Annotated in this window: 27 protein-coding genes and 1 tRNA gene; 19 read left to right on the forward strand and 9 right to left on the reverse strand. The window is 39.9% G+C overall.

All coding sequences use genetic code 11. From position 1 onward, the window contains the following. Positions 1 to 30 precede the first annotated feature (30 nt). The 5 genes from WN948_RS05665 to WN948_RS05685 all read left to right on the forward strand — a co-directional run bounded on the left by WN948_RS05665 (position 31) and on the right by WN948_RS05685 (position 4,285). Positions 31 to 309: a DNA-directed RNA polymerase subunit L gene (locus tag WN948_RS05665; RefSeq protein WP_342306029.1), complete on the forward strand. Its 279-nt coding sequence runs from the start codon at positions 31 to 33 to the stop codon at positions 307 to 309. 161 nt (positions 310 to 470) lie between these two features. Beyond that, positions 471 to 1,634: an O-phospho-L-seryl-tRNA:Cys-tRNA synthase gene (pscS, locus tag WN948_RS05670; RefSeq protein ID WP_342306030.1), complete on the forward strand. Its 1,164-nt coding sequence runs from the start codon at positions 471 to 473 to the stop codon at positions 1,632 to 1,634. Between the two features lie 702 nt (positions 1,635 to 2,336). After that, positions 2,337 to 2,804, forward strand: coding sequence for a hypothetical protein (locus WN948_RS05675; RefSeq protein WP_342306031.1), 468 nt, complete (start codon positions 2,337 to 2,339; stop codon positions 2,802 to 2,804). Between the two features lie 122 nt (positions 2,805 to 2,926). Continuing rightward, positions 2,927 to 3,793, forward strand: a complete 867-nt coding sequence (locus tag WN948_RS05680) for a hypothetical protein (protein ID WP_342306032.1) — start codon at positions 2,927 to 2,929, stop codon at positions 3,791 to 3,793. A 300-nt stretch (positions 3,794 to 4,093) separates the two neighbouring features. Next, on the forward strand, positions 4,094 to 4,285 hold the full coding sequence (locus WN948_RS05685; protein ID WP_319508544.1) for a CxxC-x17-CxxC domain-containing protein: 192 nt from the start codon (positions 4,094 to 4,096) through the stop codon (positions 4,283 to 4,285). Between the two features lie 360 nt (positions 4,286 to 4,645). On the opposite strand, the gene WN948_RS05690 is transcribed toward WN948_RS05685, so the two are convergent. Then, positions 4,646 to 4,849, reverse strand: coding sequence for a YwbE family protein (locus WN948_RS05690; RefSeq protein ID WP_342306033.1), 204 nt, complete (start codon positions 4,847 to 4,849; stop codon positions 4,646 to 4,648). 199 nt (positions 4,850 to 5,048) lie between these two features. Here WN948_RS05690 and WN948_RS05695 point away from each other — a divergent pair, with 199 nt between their 5' ends. Continuing rightward, complete coding sequence (locus tag WN948_RS05695; RefSeq protein ID WP_342306035.1) at positions 5,049 to 5,288, forward strand: hypothetical protein; 240 nt, start codon at positions 5,049 to 5,051, stop codon at positions 5,286 to 5,288. Between the two features lie 159 nt (positions 5,289 to 5,447). Here WN948_RS05695 and WN948_RS05700 read toward each other — a convergent pair. Next, positions 5,448 to 5,521, reverse strand: a tRNA-Thr gene (locus WN948_RS05700). 98 nt (positions 5,522 to 5,619) lie between these two features. Here WN948_RS05700 and WN948_RS05705 point away from each other — a divergent pair. The 9 genes from WN948_RS05705 (at position 5,620) to hisC (ending at position 13,548) form a co-directional block, all read left to right on the forward strand. Further along, entirely contained in the window at positions 5,620 to 6,174 is a 555-nt protein-coding gene (locus tag WN948_RS05705; RefSeq protein ID WP_342306036.1) for an aldolase, read from the forward strand. Positions 6,175 to 6,232: 58 nt separating this feature from the next. Further along, positions 6,233 to 6,844 carry a CDP-alcohol phosphatidyltransferase family protein gene (locus tag WN948_RS05710; RefSeq protein ID WP_342306037.1) on the forward strand — a complete coding sequence of 204 codons (612 nt, stop codon included), beginning with the start codon at positions 6,233 to 6,235 and terminating at the stop codon, positions 6,842 to 6,844. A gap of 61 nt (positions 6,845 to 6,905) precedes the next feature. Next, positions 6,906 to 7,349, forward strand: coding sequence for an archease (locus tag WN948_RS05715; protein ID WP_342306038.1), 444 nt, complete (start codon positions 6,906 to 6,908; stop codon positions 7,347 to 7,349). Between the two features lie 114 nt (positions 7,350 to 7,463). After that, positions 7,464 to 8,930 carry an RtcB family protein gene (locus tag WN948_RS05720; protein ID WP_342306402.1) on the forward strand — a complete coding sequence of 489 codons (1,467 nt, stop codon included), beginning with the start codon at positions 7,464 to 7,466 and terminating at the stop codon, positions 8,928 to 8,930. Between the two features lie 385 nt (positions 8,931 to 9,315). Continuing rightward, positions 9,316 to 9,750, forward strand: coding sequence for a PUA domain-containing protein (locus tag WN948_RS05725; RefSeq protein WP_342306039.1), 435 nt, complete (start codon positions 9,316 to 9,318; stop codon positions 9,748 to 9,750). Between the two features lie 143 nt (positions 9,751 to 9,893). Further along, on the forward strand, positions 9,894 to 10,724 hold the full coding sequence (locus tag WN948_RS05730) for an acyltransferase (RefSeq protein ID WP_342306040.1): 831 nt from the start codon (positions 9,894 to 9,896) through the stop codon (positions 10,722 to 10,724). Positions 10,725 to 10,830: 106 nt separating this feature from the next. Next, a complete protein-coding gene (locus tag WN948_RS05735) occupies positions 10,831 to 11,172 on the forward strand; it encodes a hypothetical protein (RefSeq protein WP_342306041.1) in 342 nt (113 codons plus the stop codon). Positions 11,173 to 11,354: 182 nt separating this feature from the next. Then, positions 11,355 to 12,461: an acetylornithine transaminase gene (locus WN948_RS05740; protein ID WP_342306403.1), complete on the forward strand. Its 1,107-nt coding sequence runs from the start codon at positions 11,355 to 11,357 to the stop codon at positions 12,459 to 12,461. Continuing rightward, entirely contained in the window at positions 12,448 to 13,548 is a 1,101-nt protein-coding gene (gene hisC / locus WN948_RS05745; RefSeq protein ID WP_342306042.1) for a histidinol-phosphate transaminase, read from the forward strand. The genes WN948_RS05740 and hisC overlap by 14 nt, the downstream gene beginning before the upstream one ends. Here hisC and WN948_RS05750 read toward each other — a convergent pair. The 4 genes from WN948_RS05750 to artA are packed head-to-tail and all read right to left on the reverse strand — an operon-like array spanning position 13,542 to position 16,008. Further along, complete coding sequence (locus tag WN948_RS05750) at positions 13,542 to 13,901, reverse strand: dihydroneopterin aldolase family protein (RefSeq protein WP_342306043.1); 360 nt, start codon at positions 13,899 to 13,901, stop codon at positions 13,542 to 13,544. The genes hisC and WN948_RS05750 overlap by 7 nt on opposite strands. An 8-nt stretch (positions 13,902 to 13,909) precedes the next feature. Next, positions 13,910 to 14,554 (reverse strand): archaetidylserine synthase, encoded by a 645-nt coding sequence (locus WN948_RS05755; RefSeq protein WP_342306044.1) that lies wholly within the window; start codon positions 14,552 to 14,554, stop codon positions 13,910 to 13,912. A gap of 26 nt (positions 14,555 to 14,580) precedes the next feature. Beyond that, positions 14,581 to 15,186: a phosphatidylserine decarboxylase gene (locus WN948_RS05760; RefSeq protein WP_342306045.1), complete on the reverse strand. Its 606-nt coding sequence runs from the start codon at positions 15,184 to 15,186 to the stop codon at positions 14,581 to 14,583. Further along, complete coding sequence (gene artA / locus WN948_RS05765; protein ID WP_342306046.1) at positions 15,187 to 16,008, reverse strand: archaeosortase A; 822 nt, start codon at positions 16,006 to 16,008, stop codon at positions 15,187 to 15,189. A gap of 66 nt (positions 16,009 to 16,074) precedes the next feature. Between artA and WN948_RS05770 the strand changes: the two genes are divergently transcribed. The 4 genes from WN948_RS05770 (at position 16,075) to priL (ending at position 18,700) form a co-directional block, all read left to right on the forward strand. Then, positions 16,075 to 16,491: an NUDIX hydrolase gene (locus WN948_RS05770; RefSeq protein ID WP_342306047.1), complete on the forward strand. Its 417-nt coding sequence runs from the start codon at positions 16,075 to 16,077 to the stop codon at positions 16,489 to 16,491. After that, a complete protein-coding gene (locus WN948_RS05775; protein WP_342306048.1) occupies positions 16,469 to 16,783 on the forward strand; it encodes a transcription factor S in 315 nt (104 codons plus the stop codon). The genes WN948_RS05770 and WN948_RS05775 overlap by 23 nt, the downstream gene beginning before the upstream one ends. A gap of 111 nt (positions 16,784 to 16,894) precedes the next feature. Next, a complete protein-coding gene (locus tag WN948_RS05780) occupies positions 16,895 to 17,632 on the forward strand; it encodes a DNA polymerase sliding clamp (RefSeq protein ID WP_342306049.1) in 738 nt (245 codons plus the stop codon). 3 nt (positions 17,633 to 17,635) lie between these two features. After that, positions 17,636 to 18,700, forward strand: a complete 1,065-nt coding sequence (priL, locus tag WN948_RS05785) for a DNA primase regulatory subunit PriL (protein WP_342306050.1) — start codon at positions 17,636 to 17,638, stop codon at positions 18,698 to 18,700. Positions 18,701 to 18,760: 60 nt separating this feature from the next. On the opposite strand, the gene WN948_RS05790 is transcribed toward priL, so the two are convergent. The 3 genes from WN948_RS05790 to WN948_RS05800 form a co-directional block, all read right to left on the reverse strand. Beyond that, positions 18,761 to 18,958 carry a PEF-CTERM sorting domain-containing protein gene (locus WN948_RS05790; protein WP_342306051.1) on the reverse strand — a complete coding sequence of 66 codons (198 nt, stop codon included), beginning with the start codon at positions 18,956 to 18,958 and terminating at the stop codon, positions 18,761 to 18,763. Between the two features lie 51 nt (positions 18,959 to 19,009). Continuing rightward, on the reverse strand, positions 19,010 to 19,276 hold the full coding sequence (locus tag WN948_RS05795; RefSeq protein ID WP_342306052.1) for a hypothetical protein: 267 nt from the start codon (positions 19,274 to 19,276) through the stop codon (positions 19,010 to 19,012). 664 nt (positions 19,277 to 19,940) lie between these two features. Beyond that, positions 19,941 to 20,623 (reverse strand): IS1 family transposase gene (locus tag WN948_RS05800; RefSeq protein WP_342303728.1). Its coding sequence is split into 2 segments (ribosomal slippage): positions 19,941 to 20,294 and positions 20,297 to 20,623, totalling 681 coding nucleotides; the frame shifts between segments, so codons are not numbered across the junction. Positions 20,624 to 21,125: the final 502 nt, after the last annotated feature.

The raw sequence follows: 21,125 nt of genomic DNA on the forward strand, positions 1-21,125 counted from the left end.
TATTGATAATTATAATTAGGTGAAATAAAGATGGAATTGAAGATCATTGATAAAACTGATGATGAGATGCACCTTGAGATCATAGGTGAAAATCACACTCTTCTCAATATGCTTAAGTCAACTCTTCTCGATGACAAAAGGGTTCAGATAGCAACATATGATATGAAACACGTATCAATAAGTGATCCGATCCTTTTTGTGAGAACAGATGGAGCAGATCCTATAGATGTGGTAAAGGATGCTGCAAGCAGTCTGGTTACCCAGTGTGACGAGTTCATGTCAGTTTTTAAGACCTCTATAGATATCTAAGCAATTTGAAGTAGCACCTTAGGTGCTCCCTCTTTTCTTTTTTAATTATGAGTCAGTCGTGGCTTTGATTCATCTCAAATATAGAAATAATTTACAATGAACATTTTTAACTAGTATTGGAAAGTTCAGTACTCACTATAGTTCAGACCAGAGGAAACATTATGGAACTTGATGACTCTACCCTTAGCAAATTCGGATTTATCGAACGTGGACCAAAGGATGCGATAAACATTGACCCGCTCCAGACAGGTGGCATACTTACAGAAGAAGCCCGCAGGTCATTGCTTGAATGGGGAGACGGGTATTCGATTTGTGATTTTTGTGGCGGCGTACTTGATCTTATCAAAAAACCTCCAATACATGAATTTATCCATAATGCTTTGCCTGCATTCCTTGATACCGATGTGGCAAGAATCACACATGGAGCAAGAGAATCAAAGTTTGCAGTGATGCATTCCATGGCTCAGGAAGGGGATTATGTCGTGTTGGACGGGCTTGCACATTATTCTTCCTTTGTTGCCGCACAGCGTGCAAGGCTTAATGTGAAAACAGTCCCCCACAACGGAAGCCCGGAATACAAAACAGATGTTGAAGGATATGCCACAGCCATTGAAGAAGTCATAAGCGAAACAGGAAAAGCTCCGGCACTCGCACAGATTACATACCCGGACGGTAGCTATGGTAACCTTACAGATGTCAAGAGAATATCTGACATATGCCACAGTTATGATGTACCCCTCATGCTCAATGGTGCTTATTCTGTAGGCAGGATGCCAATCCATGCAAAGAAAATGGGCGTGGATTTTGTTGTTGGAAGTGGTCACAAGTCCATGGCATCATCAGGACCAATTGGTGTACTAGGGGTCACGGAAGAATACGCGGATATAGTTTTCAGGAAGTCTCCTACCCATAAGGTAAAAGAAATAGAGCTCCTGGGATGTACTGCAAGAGGAGCCACAGTGATGACTATGATGGCATCGTTCCCACATGTTGTGCGTCGTACAAGAAACTGGGATAATGAAGTTGCAGATGCCCGCTGGTTCTCTTCAAAACTGGAAGATATGGGCCTTATACAAATAGGAGATAAACCACACAACCATGACCTGATGTTCTTTGAAGCTCCTGTATTCTATGAGATTTCACAGACAGCAAAAAAAGGTAGGTATTTCCTCTACAGGGAACTGAAACAGCGTAACATCCATGGTATCAAATCAGGACTTACAAAATACTTCAAGCTGAGCACTTTCCAGGTTGGAAGGGAAAATCTGTCATACGTTGCAGATTCTTTCCAGGAAATCATTGACAAGTACCAAAAAGCAGAATGAAATATCTGTTTGAGTGCTTTCTTTTTTATTTTGGATTTTGACCCGTCATGGCAGTTCATGCCATTGTTTTTTAGCAAATTAGAATACAAAGCTGATGTTGGTACTACGTTCTATTTTTCAATTGTATCTGTGAAAGTATCGGTGTAGTCCATTCTTTTTTCGTAACTATTCAGCCTGGCACGATTTGCCTATTGGTACTGATTTCATCGAAATAGAGATGTCTGCTCACTAACAATCTAACAATCAAAAAAGCAATCAATAGCAACAATCAAAATAAATGATTCTAATGAAATTTACGTTTCAACTTTTTGTCAAGATTGTTATTGATAGCGTTTTTATCAGGCTGAATAGTTACCTTTTTTCTTAATAAAACGTAACTATTCAGCCTACCACAATTAGCCTATTGATACTGATTTAATCAAAACGGAGATGTTTGCTCACTAACAACCTAAGAATCAAAAAAGCAATCAATGACAACAATCAAAATTAATGATCCTAATAAAATGTAGGTCTCAACTTTTTGTCAAGATTGCTATTGATAGTGTTTTTATCAGGCTGAATAGTTACAATAAAACAAAAGCACACCTCAAATAACAATCTTTATATATTTATTAGTACACCTTTATTTATCGCCATCTATGATTGTTTAAATTATGTTGTGTATGGCGGTAGCACATCCATTGGATGTCAAGGAGAGTTTTTATGGAAGATGAAATAATCGGCATTGTTCCGAACATGAAGAGAAGTAAAATGTTAGGTTTATCCTACGATTCATTTACGCTTGTAGCAACGCCTGATACAACTATATTTGCCAAGGTAACAAATGACGTTATGAAGCAGGTTGTCAAGGAGTCCCGTGATCAAGCCAAAGCAGAAGGAAAAGGTTTCTTTGGTCAGTGGGGTGCACAGATGAAGGGTTCTTTCAGGTATGCAGAAAGGTATGCCGGAATGAGCGCACAGGCTGCACTGGCGGAGAATGAAGCTAATTTTTCAATTCCAAATGCAGGTATAAGTTCTATAAAAATAAAGAAAAAGAGTAGCCAGGATGACGATGAGATTCAGATTACGTGGCAGGTCATCATCCAGTCTAATTCAGGCAAGCTGAAATTTAAGACTGATTTTGATCCAAAAGAACATTTGAGAAAAATATACGGTGACAGAGTAAAATGATCTTTTCGTGGAGTAATGTTATTGCTCCATAATTTTCATTTTGTTTCCTCATACATTTACCTCATTTTTCATGATTGTTCTTAAAACAAATCTGATATATACTGCTTTTTCTATTTCTTATTGTGAACAATGATCTCCTTTCCATTCTGAACCAGAGAATTGCCAGTTTTCGCTCGCTACAAGTCGTAGAAGACTACTACCTTGTGTTGGGCGGTGGAAAGATTGGAAGTGATTTTGCCAGGTATTCAAAAGAGCAATCTTTTCCGTTTGTTGTAATTATTGATATTGATGAGAATGCAGATGCTTCAAAAAGTTCAATAATAGTTGACAGGGAGGAACTTTTCAGGCTCATCAGGACTTATAGGGAATCAAAAGAAAACGAAAACAATGTCTATTTCCACTGCATGGATGTTCATGATGTTCCTCTAATTCTGGAAGCCGGTATTCCGGAATACATTATCCCTGCTGTACCTACTCATGCTGTCGTTAATATGGCAATCGATATGCTGGGTTCAATTTATCCCAGGCCATTGATATCAGATCTTGCTTTTGAAGAAAATGATGAAAAGCAGACTGCATATTACTATGATGCCATGTCCGAATTACCAGAGCGAATTGTAGTATTTAACTCTCCCTATGATGGTGTCATTATGTTCTCATATGCTAAAATGGGTGATATCTGTCCTGATAATTGCATGGGACCTGAAAAATACTGTTACAACTTCAAAAGAGAGAAGCCTGAAACTATAACTGCTTATGTTAAGAAGTTACTATCCTCCCATAAGGGTTGGGTATTTGAGAGTTGCCAGATGAAGCCAGGAATTGGCGGAATAAAAGGTATTGACTTTAAAGAACATATGCTGTCTATAATGGAACACGCGAAAGCCGTGAATGAAAAGACTGACACGTATTCTGTTGAGGATAGGATCTTCTTTATTGCGACAACATGTAATTGTCATGGGATAATGAATTTTCTTCAAGTAGTCTGAAATGCCTTTTTTTGTGTTCTTTAATAGTTCAAGTTGCGTTATTTGAACAATTTCAACAAGTTAATTGGCAGCAGCGGGTTTATATCACATAGTGTTGTATCTATATCTAGTTCGATTGGTCAACGATTTAATAAAAGGATACTATATTTTTGTGTGCTTCTTTTAACAATTGCTAGGACAATTAGAGTTAGTCGTATAAGAAGGAAGTATCTGGCTAAGGCCGGATAAAACTAATCATGCGTAACGTCTCAATCTCGGCTTTGCTGAGCGAACTAATAGAAAACTAAGGAGATATAAAATATGGGATACAATGACAGAGGCGGAAACAGTAGAGGCGGCGGCGGCGGCTTTAGATCAACAGGTCCAAGAGAAATGCACAAAGCAACATGCTCAGACTGCAAACAGGAAACCGAAGTACCTTTCAAGCCATCTGGCGACAGACCTGTATACTGCAGGGAATGCTTCCAGAAGCACAGACCAGCAAGATACTAGTTATACTTTAGTATAACTACAATTTTTAATAAAAGGTAGATGCGCAACGGTCATTTTTTGATCGGTATCTGCCTGGAAAACTTTTTTTACATTTGTATTTTTTGCCTATAATGTGATTTCTATGGGAGAAATCAGAGAGGAATGTAGATATGAATCTTGAAAGTGTGGTATGTCCGAGCTGTGGGTCACAAATCCTTGCGACAATCCCCCTAAGCCAATCCATTGTTTGTGTTTCAATTAGCTCAGGTAAGCCGGCTGATTTTGGAGCAACATATAAATCCGCATCAAGGTGTACCAGTTGCAAAAAGAGTTTTGCATGCTATACTAAAAATGTCTGATAAGACAACAATATAGAATTGATTATGTGTCAGAGTAGATTTCTTTTACTCTTCCAACCCGACCATCTTCCAATTGTACTTTAATCCCGTGCGGATGCGATGAGGAATTGGTCAGGATTTTCTTGACAACACCCTTGGTTATTTTTCCACTCTTCTGATCTTGCTTGAGAACAATTCCTACGTTTATTCCAATTTTGATATTCTTTCTGGAGCTTCCCGGATTCATGGTGCTAGGTGAGTTTGAGCTTATATAAGGATGTTTATCAGCAGAAAATCAATAGCTCGATATGTAGGAAGCATTTCCGATCTCTTGTGTAAATGCCTTTTGCTTTTGAAAGAACCAAATTATTAATTAGATACATCCGGTTTGCCAAAAAGGTTTTGAGCCACTGGTTTTATATTATACATATCTTGGATGTGAAAATGTGAAGGATGAAAAAAAAGAATACCTTGTACGCAAAGAGATGTATGCGGAAACGGTAAAAAAGAATAAAAAAGTAGGCATGGCAAATATGGTAGTATTCAGTATAGGCTTACTCTTGAAATATTTAGGCAGACCTGAACTTGGAGGTCATTTTATCTGGTTGGGTATCATCATCCTGGTATACGTTTTCGGTTCCAATCTGATGGCAAAATATGAAATGAAAAAATATCAGTTAAAATAGGCGATAAGTATTGCCTTTATATCTTTTTTATCAGTGCCTGGTTCGAGTTTACAGACACGGTATTTTTCTTAATTGAATTGTCGGCAGGTTTTATCGCAATCAAGGGGAGATAAATGTTACACCAAGAGTAATAATTGTATGTCTAAAAAAGTAGTAAAAAGCCTCGAGCGTGATTTGAACACGCGACCTAGTGATTACAAATCACTCGCTCTGCCGGGCTGAGCCATCGAGGCACTGTAGTGCTTATTCCACATCTATTTATGGAAAGCATTCCCTTACATATCATAATAGCAGATAAATTTTATGGTAGCACACTGTTAGGAGATGTCCTATGTGGCGTGAAATATCGAGAATTGGAAAAAAACTTGTGGAAAATGGACTGGTAGAATCTCACTTTGGTAACATCAGTGTGAGAGTTGGCAACCGTATGCTGATCACACGAAGCGGTTGCGCTCTGGATGAAATCACACCGGACGGTGTTGTAGAGGTGAGTCTTGATGAATCGTGTGCTCTTGACATGATCGCATCATCAGAGGCTATCGTCCACCGGGCAATATACAAGAACACTCCGGCACTTGCCATAGTTCATGCGCACTGTCCCTTTGCGGTAACTCTCTCACTGCTTGCCGAAGGCGATAGTATCGCCCCTGCAGACAGTGAAGGGCAGTATTTCCTTGGTGAAGTGCCTATTGTCAAAGGTGGGATCGGATCCGATGAACTTGCGCAGAATCTTGCTACGTCCCTTGCATCACATAAAGCATCGATCATCTACAGTCATGGTACTTTTGCAACCGGAAAGGTGCTCGATGAAGCCTACGTGTTAACCACTCAAGTGGAACATTCCTGTAAGATTAAATACTGGTACGACCTTGCAAAGAAAAACTAATCTAATCAAATCCCCGGAAAACGTTAAATCATAAAAATGCTCATTGGATACAATACCCATGACATTCAATGCTCTAAGACCCGTAGCATCAAAAATACTTGAGCCGCTGGCGAAGATAACTGCAGATGCAGGCATATCTCCAAATGCGATATCACTGTTCTCACTTTTGTTTGCAGCACTAGCGGGCTTTTTTTACTACTACTCAGCTTTTGACCCTTTTATTGTATTGATAGCCGGGCTGCTGGTCGCGCTTAACTCTCTGCTTGATGCAATGGATGGACTTATGGCACGCTATCTCAACGTAGCCAGTGCCAAAGGTGACTTTCTCGACCACGTTATAGACCGTTATTCCGATGTATTCATTATTTGTGGCATCTTCTTTGGCGGTTACGTGGACTGGCAGATAGGCACCATAGCCATAGTGGGCGTACTACTCACAAGTTATCTTGGTACGCAGGCACAGGCACTTCGTCTTGGAAGATATTACGGTGGCATTATCGGAAGGGCTGACAGACTGGTGCTCATAATGCTCTCTTCAGTTGTCTATTTTGTGTACCCATCTACAATATACGGATTCTCATCGCTTGGCTGGATGATCATCATCATCGGTGCAGGAAGCCACATAACAGCTTTCCAGCGCATAGTGCACATATGGAAACAGCTTGAATAATGCCGGCAAACACTCACTTGTCGGGGGACTGATTTAATTATACAAGGGTCAATTAAGGTTCATGTCATCTCATATGAACAAGGATTATGAGTATCTGGAACACACAGCTGATGCCAGGTTCCGAGCTTACGGAAAAAGCCTTGAGAAAGCATTCGAGAACGCTGCTCTTGCCATGCTCAATGTCATGGTGGATACAAGTTCGATTAGCAACAATTCTTCGGTGGACGTTGAACTAAGCTCACCTGACCTCGACAGTCTTCTTTTTGACTGGCTTTCTGAGATACTCTTTGTTTTTGAGGTTGACGAAATGGTCTTTGGTCGCGTCAAAGTCAATGAGTTGAATGTCAGTGATGGAGAATGCTCCATGTCTGCAACGCTGTATGGAGAAGCAATGGACCTTTCTGTTCATGTATTTGACACCGAGGTAAAAGCAGCCACATACAACGAGATGAAAATAGAAAAGACAGACGAAGGCTGGATGATACAGGCAACAGTGGATACCTGAATATTTCTGTATTTGTTAATTCCACCAGTTTCTTATTATCAATGTATTCATAAGATTAGAGTATATAGCATTTATACATATTTTACAGGATGAAATTTGGCAAGAGGAATAATGATGTCAGAGGAAAATAATAATTCAGTCTATGATATTCTTACAAAGATCAATGACAACACATGGGAGGTGCCTGGTAACTTCAAACCCGGCATGAATGTTCCTGGAAGGATATTTGTGTCAAAGACACTGCTTGATCTTCTGGATAAGGAGACTCTTGAGCAGGTTGCAAATGTAGCTTCGCTTCCAGGCATTCAAAAATATTCAATGGCAATGCCTGATGCTCATCTTGGTTATGGTTTTTCCATTGGTGGTGTTGCCGCCTTTGACAAGGACGAGGGCATAATTAGCCCAGGTGGCGTTGGTTTTGATATCAACTGCGGGGTACGTCTTATACGCTCCAATCTTTCAGAGGGCGACATCAGGCCTAAACTTCCGGAACTGCTGGATGCTCTGTTTGAGGCAATACCCTCAGGTGTTGGCTCAAAAAGCCGTCGAAAGGTTAATGATAGTGAACTCAATGATATTTTTGTACATGGTGTCCGTTGGGCTGTAGAGAACGGGTATGGAGTAGAAGGAGATATCAGTCATTGTGAGAGCAACGGTATGATGCCAGGGGCAGACCCTTCAAAAGTCAGTATAAAAGCCCGTAAAAGAGGCAGGCCACAGATCGGTACGCTTGGAAGCGGCAACCATTTCCTTGAGGTCCAGTATGTGGATAAGATCTACGATGAGGAAGCAGCAGAGGCATTCGGTCTGAAGGAGGGGCAGATTACCTTTATGATACACTGTGGATCCCGTGGCGCAGGCCATCAGATATGCACAGACCACCTGCAGGTGCTTACCCAGGCATCAAAAAAGTATAATATAACACTTCCTGATAAACAGCTTGCGTGTGCTCCTGCAGGATCTGATGAAGCACAGGATTATTTCAAAGCAATGACCTGTGCAGCAAATTATGCATGGGTCAATCGCCAGGTGATAATGCACTGGACACGTGAGGTATTTGACAGTTTCTTTAAAGATGAATTTGGCGACCTTGGTCTTGACCTTGTTTATGATGTTGCACATAATGTTGCAAAACTCGAGAAGCACAGTGTAGATGGCAAGGAAAAAGAGCTATATGTTCACAGGAAAGGTGCCACACGTGCATTTCCAGCAGGTCACCCAGAAGTTCCGGAAGATTATCGCAGCATAGGGCAGCCGGTCATAATTCCTGGAAGCATGGGCACTGCATCCTATGTTCTCAAAGGTGGTCCCGCTGCAATGGAACTCACATTTGGTAGTGCCTGTCATGGTGCCGGAAGAGTCATGAGTCGTAAGAGTGCAAAACAAGAGCTTCGTGGCGAAGAGATTCAGAAAGAGTTGATGTCACAGGGAATAATTGTCAAGGCCAATCAGCCTTCACTCATAGCCGAAGAAGCACCAGCAGTGTACAAATCCAGTAGTGATGTTGTTGATGTCGTGCACAAGCTTGGGATTGCCACAAAGGTTGCACGTGTTCTCCCCATGGGAGTCGTTAAAGGTTAACGTCTGTTAATCTCTTTTTATTTTTTGTTCTATGGTTCCGATGTAAAAAAGATATAACTAACAGGAAATAATTATTTTGAAAAATAGTTTGGCCCTATTATTGAGCAACGAGGAAACGGGGCCATGTTTGAGGGGATGAATGGTTTTGCTTGGTTATAGTTACTATACATTAGAATACAGTTACAAGCAGTTGTTCCCGTTTCCTCAACTTATAATTAGCTATTATTATATATAAATCTGTTCGATATTCTTTATATATCATTTATAGCGAACTCTATTAAATAAAGGATACATTACTTTCAATTAACCGCTATCATTTTAAAACTTATACTTTATCATAGCACCTATGAGCAATGCTGATAAGAATCTTAAAAAAGTACGAATAATGGCTGACATTCAGTTTGGAAAAGGGTGTGGAGAAGTCCTTTTCCCTGATGATGTCACATTCCAGCTTTCCAGAACAAAGCGTGTCAGGCAGATTCATCATAATGGAAAGCATGTGGCAACTGTCCGTGCAAAGGATGGTATGCTTACACTCAGCATTGACGGTGCGGCTGCATTGCATGGTATGCTCAAAAAACCGACCTCAAGAGTGGTCATCTGTGAAGATGCAGCACCTTTTGTATCAAAAGGCAAGACTGCTTTTGCAAAACATGTATTGGATGTTGATCCTGAACTCAGGGCAGGCGATGAAGTGATAATTGTTGACGAATCAGACACAATTATGGCAACTGGTCAATTATTATTGTCCCCACATGAAGCTATTTGCATGGAGAGAGGTCCTGCGGTTGATGTAAGGCGCGGGATAGCACAATCTTAGAATAACTATTTATAAATCTATATCTATTAAATACGTGGAAATAAAGTCATAATAATAGCTTTGATAGAGTAAATCCCCAGCCGGAGAGTGAAATCATAGAAGAGGAGATTTTTAAGACCTTTGTAGTTCCAGACAATACCAGGATGGAAGAGCATACAATAGTCGTAGATGGGGATGTCATTGCTGGCAATCACTCTGAGATCAAATATGGCATCATTGCAAATTCAATAATACTAGGAGAGAGAGTTTCACTTTCCGGGGATCTGACCTCTGCCGGTGATGCAAGAATCGATATCTGGTCACAGATAGGTGGGAATGTCAAAACAGACAAGAATGCCTATATCGGTGAATTTGTCACCATTGAGGGCAAATTAGTGGTAAAAAGTGATCTAGATATTGGCAATGATGTGAAGATCAATGGTGGTTTTGAGGCAAAAGGATGGATCGTTGTAAGGAATCCTGTTCCGGTCATGGTTTATCTTTTTCTTTACATTAGTGAGCTCCTAAGGCTTGGAAAGGATGAAGAAGTCGAAAAAGCATTAGGAGAACTATTTGAAGATGATATCGAGTCCATAGGGCTTAACTCCATGATAATCCCTAACGGGTCCAAAATATCCATGGATTCCATGAAAGTACCATCAAATGCTACCATAGGAAGCAACTGCAGACTAGTTGGCAACATTCGTGCCACTTCCCTTGAAATGGCCAATGATACCACACTTTATGGAAGCATTCGCACCATCCAGGATGTAAAACTTGGAACAGACAATATAATCCATGGTAACATTATCTCAAGAGGTAATGTGTACGTTGCTGCCGGCACCCATATTCTGGGCGAGATTAATTCTCAGTCTGTGACAATCCATGAAACTGCTCGTGTGGATGGTGTAATGCGTGCACCAGGGGGCCTTATCTTTGAGCGTGAAGATGAAGGTGCTTTGAGCGATAATGAGCTGATGGAACTGGATATTTAATTATATGCATGTATTTATATATAATAACACACAATCATCCATTGATGAAACTGGATATTCAATGATATATGCAGTATTATACACATAAATTAATGAGGGGATGGTTATGAATTCGATTTCAATGTTCAATTTCATAGATCTTGCAGTCCGTCTGTGCATAGTTATTTTATCGTTGCTGACATCGTACTTACTTTTGAAAATAGATGCTGATGTTATACGCTCACGCATATACGTTTCTTTTAAAAATCTGAAAAAATACTTTATATTCCTGACGTTTGGTTTTGTGCTTTATCTTTTTGAAGCATTGATTACTATTAATTCCATTGTGGGAAGCACACAGCACGACCCAGTAAAAGGTGCCATTCTTACAATTTTCCAGCTTTCGATTCTTATATTCCTTTATCACCTCTATATAGCGATAAAGGTTCCAGACAGATGCATTCTTTAAAGTGGTCGTTAACCTCACCGGTGGTCTGACATCACTTCTATTTTTCTTTTTTTCATTTGTATCGATAGTCAGATTTAAAAGAAGTTCTAATATTATAGTGGACAGGTGTTAACTTGGAACAGGACTATAATTCCTCATCATTAGATTCACAATCTATATTCGACAAAGATTCAAAATATGTAATGCAAACCTACGGCCGCCAGCCAATAGTACTTTCGACCGGGAAGGGTTCTATTGTTCATGACATTGAGGGAAGGGAATACATTGATTGCGTTGCCGGCATTGCAGTGACCAATGTAGGGCACTGTCACCCTCATCTTGTAGAGGCAATAAAGAATCAGGCTGAAAAGCTGATGCATGTCTCCAATATATACTACACCGAGCCTCAGGCAAAGCTTGCTGAGCAACTGGTTAATATAACCGGAATGGACCGTGTATTCTTCTGTAACTCCGGTACAGAGGCAGTGGAATCTGCAATGAAACTTGCAAGGGTCAACACTAAAAAAACAGATTTTATAGCTGTGGAACACTCATTCCATGGGCGCACAATGGGTGCATTGAGCCTGACATACAAAGATATGTATCGTGCTCCTTTCAAGCCCCTGGTTCAGGAAGAGATGTTTGTCCCCTTCAATGATGCACAGGCAATATCAGATGCCATTACTCCAAACACAGCCGCAGTGATGGTTGAACCAATACAGGGAGAAGGTGGAATTAACGTATCATCTAAAGGCTACCTGAAGGAAGTTCGCAAGATATGTGATGAGAATGAAACCCTTCTTATCTTCGATGAGGTACAGACAGGTTTTGGAAGGACAGGAGAATGGTTCTGCAAAGATCATTTCGGTGTTGAACCTGATATCATGACAATGGCCAAAGCAATTGGCGGAGGTTTTCCTATGGGTGCTATTGCTGCACGTGAGGGAGTTTCCTTTGGCCGTGGTGAGCATGCCGCAACATTCGGAGGCAGTCCATTGGCCTGCGCAGCTGCACTTGCATCTATTGAAATTATCCGGGAAGAGAATCTCATCCAGCGTTCAAAAGAAATGGGCGAATACTTCCGTAATGAACTAGCGGGCCTATCTACAGAAGGTCTTGTTGAAGTTCGTGGAAAAGGACTTATGCTGGGTGTTCAGTTCGATCGTAAATGCGCAGATATTGTTGAGCATGGTCGTAGGAATGGCGTACTACTTAACTGCACATCTGAAACAGTATTGCGTATAGCACCTCCTCTGGTCATTACAAAAGAGCAGATAGACCGGGTGGTGAGCGTACTTGAGCAGGCCTGACCTTATCAAAGATGTTGTTGCCTCTATTGCCGAATATATTCCAGGAAAGTCGATTGAAGAAATTGCAAAAAAATACGGATTCAACCCATCTGAAATCATTAAATTAGGCTCAAATGAGAATGTTCTGGGTCCGTCCCCTCTGGCAATTGAAGCTTTGGTATCCACTGCATCCAAAGTTAACATATACCCTTCCGCTAACGCTTCAGAATTAGTTGATGCGATATCACTCTATACCAGCCTACCTGTGGAGAACATATGTGCTTCAGGACCTGGTATGGATGGCCTTCTGGACAACCTCATGAGATTACTCATAACACCAGGCGATGAAGTAGTATTACCTACCCCTACATTCTCCTATTACGAGATCGCTGCCCGTGCAAATGGTGCGGTTGCTATCCACGTACCCCCCACAAAGGAACTTGCATTTAATGTGGCAGCTATAAAAGATGCAATTTCAGACAAAACAAAGGTGATATTCCTCTGTTCCCCGAATAACCCAACTGGCAAATTAATGGCTGAGAATGATGTACGTACCATTCTTGAGTCAACAAAGGGACTTGTATTTGTGGATGAGGCTTATGTTGAATTCGCTGACTGTAATCTATCTCATCTGGTCTTAGAATACGACAATATCATCATTGGCAGGACTTTCTCAAAAGCATTTGGATTAGCAGGTCTTAGAATAGGATACGGACTCATGCCAGCATGGCTTAAACTTCAGTATATGAAAATAGCAACACCTTTCAATGTAAGTTATCCTGCAGTCATGGCTGGAGTGGCAGCTCTTTGTGACAAGAAGTATCTAAAAAAGAGTATCATGTGCTCAAAGGAAGGGCGCAAATTCCTATTAGAAAACATTCCTTTCAAATCATATGAGTCTCAGGCTAATTTCATGCTGGTGGATGTTGCTCCTATGATTGCAAGAAATGTGGCAGAATCTCTTTTAAAAAAGGGTATTATTGTCAGAGATTGCAGGTCATTCAAGAATGCCGGTGATTCACTGATTCGCGTAACTGTGGGAACACAGGAGCAAAATGAAAAAGTAGTTGCAGCCTTCAAGGAAGCAAAGGCTTGCAGTGATCAATAAATCTTTTCTATTTTCATAAGTGGGTAGTCAAGTTCTGTGTCAAATGCCAGACTTACATCCACTTTTGCACTTTTAAAGCTCGCAGTGATCATGACATCCAGCATGCGTCCTTCCAGCTCACAATAGCCATACTCACTGTTTAGTTTGGATCGAATCATGTCCCTATTGATAGAAACCTTGATATCTTCAACACATGGCTGGACCGAAATACTTTCCTGTATTGCTTTTTCAAGGCTGCCCACTGTTTTCAGATTGACAGGTGATCCTGTGAACTGGTGATAAAGGGCACCAAGTTTAATTCCTGCCTCAAAAAATACATTATCCCTGTCAGTTATTGCTTCGTTTTGCTGCATAATCTCCCTCATGTAGTTCTTTTGATTATGGGTGATACAACGTAAATTGCCATAAGTCCTGACAGCAACGTTGCCATTATATGTGTGTAGTCAATGTTTACATTGTATGAAATGATTGTTGCTGCAAAGATAATCGTGAGTATTACGAGCATCTTTTGGTTTCTTACTTTAAAATATGTGACATTGCTTATCATTAGAATCCCAAATATCAGCGTTAAAGCAATCACAATATTGTCAGAAAAAAATCGCTCACCCATGAGCAGATATGATGATATAGCAATTCCGCCGGCGGTAATGGGTAAACCGTTAAATGAATTATGCCCTGTATCCATTGTATTGAATCTGGCAAGCCTCAGAATTCCGCAAATAAAGTAAAGTAGCAATGCGGGCAGAACAATGTATTTGTTATCTGCAAATGCATATGTAATAATAACAGGTGCGACGCCAAAGGATATAACATCGGCAAGTGAGTCCAGATTACTTCCTATTTCACTAGATGAGAAATTCCTGGCAATATGACCGTCAAGACCATCCGCAACTGCAGCAATTAGTATGAGTAGCGGGGACAGGTATGTAAAACCATCCAGCAAAAGAAGAATAGCTGCTACTCCACATAATGCATTTAGGAGGGTGACAAAATCGGGTAATTTCAAAGTATGGAGCATCTGGTTCACTTCCTTTATTTGATTCTAGCGATTATTGTCTCACCGGCAAACATCCGATCACCTATTTTAGTTACGATTTCAAAGTTTTCAGGGATGGTCACATCGACTCTTGATCCAAAACGAATCATTCCAAAACGCTGCCCTTGCATTATGTCCTCTCCTTCATTTACGTAGGATACAATTCTTCTGGTGGCAGTACCAGCAATCTGTATAACCTCTACGATCCCATGTTGGGTCTCTATGAGGACATGGTTCCTCTCATTACGATGTGAATCCTTACAGAAAGCGGGGATATATCCTCCTTTCTTGTGCTCTATTGTGTGGACCTTACCTTTGATAGGTGCCCTGTTGACATGCACGTTTTGAAAATTCATAAATATGCATATTTTCCTGCCCCTTATATCCATAACCTTTCCATCAGCAGGGGAGAGCATATGTTTTTCATGCACATCTATTTCCCTTTCTGGATCTCTGAAAAAAAAGAGGAAAAAGATTGTCACGCATATGGCCAAAAGTGCAATTTTTCCTGCGTATGGAATGTTGTATAGGTATGCAAGAAAACTGACCACACTTGCAGTGATGGATGTCAATATCCAGGGAAAAGAACCTTTAGCGAGCATTTATTGGTTTCCTACTACTTTATAGAATAACTTCTGAATGAATCCAGTAACCAAAAGCCAGATTCCTTCTATCAGATCTATGAGTTCAGGCAAAATACGCATAACCGCATATGCAACGACAAACAATGCAATACCTGATCCAATCTTTGCGATCGTGTTATGGGCAATCTCAAAACTATCCGGGCCAAACCACTGATAACCATAAGCTACAATTACAAAAGCATCTCTCATTATATTCAGGATGTATATCACGGGCACTGATGCCATGAATGCCGCAACCTGTCTCTTAAGTGGTGCGTTTGCAGATGCAATGAGCCCTATGAAAAGCGCTATGCTTTCGATGGCTGTACATGCAAGTATGATCTCTACCTGATATCCGTTAAGAGCTATCTTGTTCCATGCAACCATTTTGGCAGGCAATCCTAGTGAATGCATCATCCACAGCACATTATCAGTCACCTGGCCTATTATCCACACATTCAGAACATCCATTTGTGCAAAGGGGAAATAAAACAGCGAACCAAGAGCAGTTGCACTGGTTGCCATGGACGTTATGTCCGGGCTTGGACCTTTTTCATCCTTGCTGTTGTATTCTTTCAGCATAGTATATGCTATTATAAGACACACAATTCCAACTACAATGACAAGGGCTACATTGAAGTAATCCTTAATCTCAATATAGTGTAATGGCTGGTAGAACCAGTGTATGGAGAATAATCCCCATCCAGTTGCAGATATTACTCTGCGCATCTTTACACTCTTAGGGACTATTGATCCCACAAGCATAAAAACCACAGCAATCCATAGAATATTCTCAATCATTTAAGCACACCTTTAATAGGTATGGCTTCTATATATTTGATGTAGTCTATTAAGTTTTTGTTCCCCATGTCCTTCAGTACCCCTAAACTTACAGTTGATGCAGTAATCATATTGAGCGGAAAAATCGTTCTGATCGAGCGGAAAAATGCCCCTTATCAAGGAAAATATGCCCTTCCTGGTGGCTTTGTAGATGTCGGTGAAACAACTGAAAAGGCCGTTGAACGTGAGGTTAATGAAGAAACAGGGCTTACAATAGAAATAGTTAAGTTACTTGGAGTATATTCTGAACCTTCGCGTGACCCTCGCGGGCACACGGTGAGCATAGTCTATCTGGTACTTGGAAGTGGTATCCCTAAAGCCAATACGGATGCTAAAGGAGTACAGTTATTCGATATTCAGAACATACCAGAAATGGCTTTTGACCATAACTTAATAATAGAAAATGCGAGAAGTGATATTTATGGAATTTTGTCCCGAATGTAAAAGTATGATGTTTCCTTCAGGTGATTCCTTAAAGTGCAAAAAATGTGGGTACGTTAAAGGAAAGCAGGCTGGTTCAGAGGCTTTAGTATCAAAGGCATCGAGGGAAAATAGAGATGTTACTGTTCTTGAAGGTGATGTTGATCAGGGACTCCCAACAACCTCTGCCAGATGTGAAGAATGTGGTCATAACGTTGCTTATTGGTGGTTGCGCCAACTTAGGTCTGCAGATGAATCAGAAACACGTTTCTTCAAATGCACGAAATGCGGCTGTACCTGGCGTGAATATGACTAAATTCATGGTATTTGTGATATCATTTGTTTAGTCTCAAAATAATTAGAAAAAAATATATATTGCTTATTAGATATAATGATCTTAAAATTGAATAATTGGTGGCGAATTTAGATGTTCAAGGCAACTATTGATGCAGATGTTTTAAAAACTGCAATTGAAACTCTTTCGGTTCTTGTTGATGAGGCAAGGTTCAGGATATCCCCTGAAGGAATGACTGTCCGGGCAGTAGACCCTGCAAATGTAGCCATGGTCAGTTTTGAACTTGGCTCCAGTGCTTTTGATGATTTTAGTGCTGATGATTGTGAGATTGGCATGGACCTGTCAAAGATCAATGATATTTTTGGTGTTGCAGGCAAGGACGAGAAAGTTGTTATGGAACTGGACGAGATGTCCCAGAAAATGTCACTCCACCTTGGTGGGCTTTCTTATACCCTTGCATTACTTGATCCTTCAACTATCAGGGCAGAGCCAAGAATACCACAACTAGAGCTTCCTGCTGAGGTTGTCCTCAATGGCAAGGATCTTCAGAGGGCGGTCAAAGCAGCTGAGAAGATAAGCGATCATATGTTGCTTGGAATTGATGACGATGTGTTCTACATGGAAGCAGAAGGTGATACTGACCGTGTTCGTCTTGACATGTCCCGTGACAAGCTTATCGACATGAAATCTGGTGAAGCACGCTCCCTGTTCTCACTGGACTATCTATCAGATATTGTAAAACCGGCATCCCGCTCCAACGAGATAACGGTGGAAATTGGCAAAGATTTCCCTGTAAAGATATCATTCTCTATTGCAAATGGTGCAGGAAAGGTTGGTTATCTTCTTGCCCCAAGAATCGAATCTGATTGATCTATGGATGAAAAGGACTTTGCATTATATCCTTATACTTCCGGGGCATCCTTGCATGTAAAGGACCTCGGAATATCTCTTGATCGCCTGGTTACGTCCCGGGCCATGGAATCAGCGCGCTTCCGTGGCAAAGAACGTGTTTTGCAGGCGATATCAGGTGAAATTATAAAACCTAATCTCTCTAGCTCGGATGAACGGAATATCTTGCTGGAATTGCTTTCCTATCCTTTTTCAAGAATACTTGTCTCGTGCATTGATGATTCTTTTCTGACACGCCGGTACTGTCTTGCGGAAGCGGTAGCTTCCTATAGAATCTTAAAAACGCAGGACCTTGGTTTTCTCAGGGAATTTGCCCTTGATTTTGGAGTTAATGCAGATGAAAGTGAAACTGGATTTAAGCTACATTTCACCTCATATATCCGGATGGCAAGTTCTCTTAAAGCAATTGAGTGGAAACTGGTCAATCGTAAACTGGATCATGGTAATGTAAATGTATCAAGGGAAGAGTTTGCACGTCTTTTACAGGAGCTTATAAAAGATCGCATTGCTCATAATCTGCCAATGCCAGCTTCCAATGAGCTTATTCAGGAATGTGAATCATATATAAAGGAAGTCAGTGATGTTCTTGAAGAACAAAAAAGCAATTTTGGTGACTCTGAATTTGAATCTGTTGAAACTGATCTGTTCCCCCCTTGTATAACTCATGCCATAGCCAATACACAGGCAGGTGTGAACCTTGCACATTCCATGCGATTTGCAATGACTGCTTTCCTCCTTACTATTGGCATGTCTGTTGATGATATTATGAACCTGTTTACTACATCTCCTGATTTTGATATTGAAAAAGCCAGGTATCAGGTAGAGCATATTGCCGGTTCTTCGGGAACCAACTACAAACCACCCTCCTGTTCAACCATGCAGACTTATGGTAACTGCTACGCTCCGGATGAAATGTGCAAAAAGATAAGTCATCCTCTTAATTACTATAGCCGCAAGCTCTGGTTCAGGAAAAGAGATGCACAAAACATTAAAAAAGAACCTATCCCAGAAAAAGCAGTGGATAAATAATTTAATTGCGGCTCATATAAGAAAAGAAATAAGGGGCTTATGTCCCCGATTTTTAGATTATTATTTTCTGCGCTGTATGAAGAATGCCAGTCCTATGATTGCCATCATTGGAAGAGCAACAGTTGGGAATTCTGGTATTTCCTGTTCACATTCTTCTATTGTCGCAGTTAATTCACTGTTAACTGGAATTTCATTAAGCAAAAAAACAGTTGGAGAAACAGATTGATACTCCCTGTTTCCTATATTTTCGAGTGTCATTAATCCACCAAATGTATCCTCCATTGCACTGCCGGTGGCACTGAATGTAATTTATTCATGAAAGAGACTAATAATATCTAAATTGATTATTGTAACTTCGGGGTTACTTTCTAGGACCGTAACATCAATATCATCCCCTGATTTGCAGACCCTTGCAGTCACTTCAATGTGATCTGTTGCAGGAGTGCTAGTCCCATAATCACCTACAAGTTCTACACAGTAACATCCATCAGGGAATTCTGTCATCTGTCCACTTGCTGTATGTGTCATCGAGAGTATCAAAACAGCAAGCAATAATAATACGTTCATCTTTCTCATAGTACCACCAAAATTGTTCAATCGAATGTATTTATTTGCCATGATATATTTTATATATCGTTACACAGTAACCGTGGATTCGTCCTATACATCTTGCTAAAATATTCTGGATATTTTTTAGCGAGACTAATATTTGAGTACTGAAATTAAAAAATCAAGTAACTATTCAGCCTGGCACGATTTGCCTATTGGTACTGATTTCATCGAAATAGAGATGTCTGCTCACTAACAATCTAACAATCAAAAAAGCAATCAATAGCAACAATCAAAATAAATGATCCGAATGAAATTTACGTTTCAACTTTTTGTCAAGATTGTTATTGATAGCGTTTTTATCAGGCTGAATAGTTACAAAATCAATTCAAAAAAAGAAAGAATATTCACAGAAAGTTGAATTTAGCTACTTTTACAAATCCTGTCGCATGAATGGTCCCCGTAGAAATTCTCATTTGAATAAAAGAGTACCCTATGGGTTGATCATTTTCAACTTATTGTGTTAAAATACATGAAGTCGAGTTTTTACAGAGCAAACAAGTGCATAAAGAATGATTATATTTAGCTACTGAATATATATAGCCCACTAATATAAACGAATATCAGTTTGCAAATAAAAAACGGTGTATAATGCAGTTCATTAGAATCATCAAAAAGAATTATGGCATTGTTAATTAAACATAGCTAGTTCTTTATTCCTATATTTCATCAAGAGCAAAACGGAGATTTTTAGCATTTCAAGACTTTTAGTATAACACTTTGACTTTCTCCTTAGTCTTGCCAGGAAATGCCTAAATATGCTGTTGTATCCTTCAACAGTATATGTTTCTGCTTTTGATCGAGTATGGATGTTTCTGGGGACTAACTTGGCATATGCCCTCCAATAATCCGTCATTACTTCCCCAACCTCTTTTGTCTTTAACTTTTTCCAGAGTTTTTGTCCTGTTTTTGTTCCTCTGCTGCCAAAAGAGCAATCGATGAATTTCTTCCCATATCTATCAACAGCAATCCATATCCAGCAGTAGTTTTTTTATTCCCAATATAAGTATGCATCTCGTCCAATTCCACAACAGAAATCTCATTTTCACTTTTTAGATCCTCTAATTCACTACCAAATTTTCGAATCCATTTTTGAACAGAAACATGACTAACGCCCAAAAAACGTCCAATTGAACGAAATCCCAACCCCTCCAGATAGAGTTGTAAAGCCTGTCGCTTAACAGATACGGGGCTAGCGGTGGATTTTATATCTACTGAATAGTTGTATCCACAATCATGGCATTTGTAGCGTTGTCGACCATCAATCCTACCGTTCTTCTTATGACTGGAACTCTTACACTTTGGACAATTCATATATAAAAAGAGGCCATCATATTATATAACGATGTTTAATTACCAAAGCCGTGTTTTTTAATATTATCCCAAAATTCAAAATACTCTTTATCAGTTTTGAGATAACTTACACGATAGCCAGGAGCACCTTTCATAAAGATATATTTCTGACCTATTTTAGAATAAAGAAGTGCTACAAGATAGTCCATTTCCTTAATGTCTCTTTGAGAAGCTTTTGAATCGTTTCTACTAAATAGAATTAGAAAGAGTTTTTTGAAAGCAGTAAACAATGATAAAAATACAGTAACTATTCAGCCTGATAAAAACACTATCAATAGCAATCTTGACAAAAAGTTGAGACCTACATTTTATTAGGATCATTAATTTTGATTGTTGCCATTGATTGCTTTTTTGATTCTTAGGTTGTTAGTGAGCAAACATCTCCGTTTTGATTAAATCAGTATCAATAGGCTAATTGTGGTAGGCTGAATAGTTACAAAATACAACAACCAAAATTCCAGAA

The organism is Methanolobus sp. ZRKC5, from assembly GCF_038446525.1.
Taxonomy (GTDB): domain Archaea; phylum Halobacteriota; class Methanosarcinia; order Methanosarcinales; family Methanosarcinaceae; genus Methanolobus.

Bases quoted from the DNA above. Each gene is read 5' to 3' on its own strand.
- WN948_RS05665 (WP_342306029.1), top strand. From the start codon at position 31: ATGGAATTGAAGATCATTGATAAAACTGATGATGAGATGCACCTTGAG.
- pscS (WP_342306030.1), top strand. From the start codon at position 471: ATGGAACTTGATGACTCTACCCTTAGCAAATTCGGATTTATCGAACGT.
- WN948_RS05675 (WP_342306031.1), top strand. From the start codon at position 2,337: ATGGAAGATGAAATAATCGGCATTGTTCCGAACATGAAGAGAAGTAAA.
- WN948_RS05685 (WP_319508544.1), top strand. From the start codon at position 4,094: ATGGGATACAATGACAGAGGCGGAAACAGTAGAGGCGGCGGCGGCGGC.
- WN948_RS05690 (WP_342306033.1), bottom strand. From the start codon at position 4,849: ATGAATCCGGGAAGCTCCAGAAAGAATATCAAAATTGGAATAAACGTA.
- WN948_RS05705 (WP_342306036.1), top strand. From the start codon at position 5,620: ATGTGGCGTGAAATATCGAGAATTGGAAAAAAACTTGTGGAAAATGGA.
- WN948_RS05710 (WP_342306037.1), top strand. From the start codon at position 6,233: ATGACATTCAATGCTCTAAGACCCGTAGCATCAAAAATACTTGAGCCG.
- WN948_RS05715 (WP_342306038.1), top strand. From the start codon at position 6,906: ATGTCATCTCATATGAACAAGGATTATGAGTATCTGGAACACACAGCT.
- WN948_RS05720 (WP_342306402.1), top strand. From the start codon at position 7,464: ATGTCAGAGGAAAATAATAATTCAGTCTATGATATTCTTACAAAGATC.
- WN948_RS05725 (WP_342306039.1), top strand. From the start codon at position 9,316: ATGGCTGACATTCAGTTTGGAAAAGGGTGTGGAGAAGTCCTTTTCCCT.
- WN948_RS05730 (WP_342306040.1), top strand. From the start codon at position 9,894: ATGGAAGAGCATACAATAGTCGTAGATGGGGATGTCATTGCTGGCAAT.
- WN948_RS05735 (WP_342306041.1), top strand. From the start codon at position 10,831: ATGAATTCGATTTCAATGTTCAATTTCATAGATCTTGCAGTCCGTCTG.
- WN948_RS05740 (WP_342306403.1), top strand. From the start codon at position 11,355: ATGCAAACCTACGGCCGCCAGCCAATAGTACTTTCGACCGGGAAGGGT.
- WN948_RS05750 (WP_342306043.1), bottom strand. From the start codon at position 13,901: ATGCAGCAAAACGAAGCAATAACTGACAGGGATAATGTATTTTTTGAG.
- WN948_RS05760 (WP_342306045.1), bottom strand. From the start codon at position 15,186: ATGCTCGCTAAAGGTTCTTTTCCCTGGATATTGACATCCATCACTGCA.
- artA (WP_342306046.1), bottom strand. From the start codon at position 16,008: ATGATTGAGAATATTCTATGGATTGCTGTGGTTTTTATGCTTGTGGGA.
- WN948_RS05770 (WP_342306047.1), top strand. From the start codon at position 16,075: ATGTCCTTCAGTACCCCTAAACTTACAGTTGATGCAGTAATCATATTG.
- WN948_RS05775 (WP_342306048.1), top strand. From the start codon at position 16,469: ATGGAATTTTGTCCCGAATGTAAAAGTATGATGTTTCCTTCAGGTGAT.
- WN948_RS05780 (WP_342306049.1), top strand. From the start codon at position 16,895: ATGTTCAAGGCAACTATTGATGCAGATGTTTTAAAAACTGCAATTGAA.
- priL (WP_342306050.1), top strand. From the start codon at position 17,636: ATGGATGAAAAGGACTTTGCATTATATCCTTATACTTCCGGGGCATCC.
- WN948_RS05790 (WP_342306051.1), bottom strand. From the start codon at position 18,958: ATGACACTCGAAAATATAGGAAACAGGGAGTATCAATCTGTTTCTCCA.
- WN948_RS05795 (WP_342306052.1), bottom strand. From the start codon at position 19,276: ATGAGAAAGATGAACGTATTATTATTGCTTGCTGTTTTGATACTCTCG.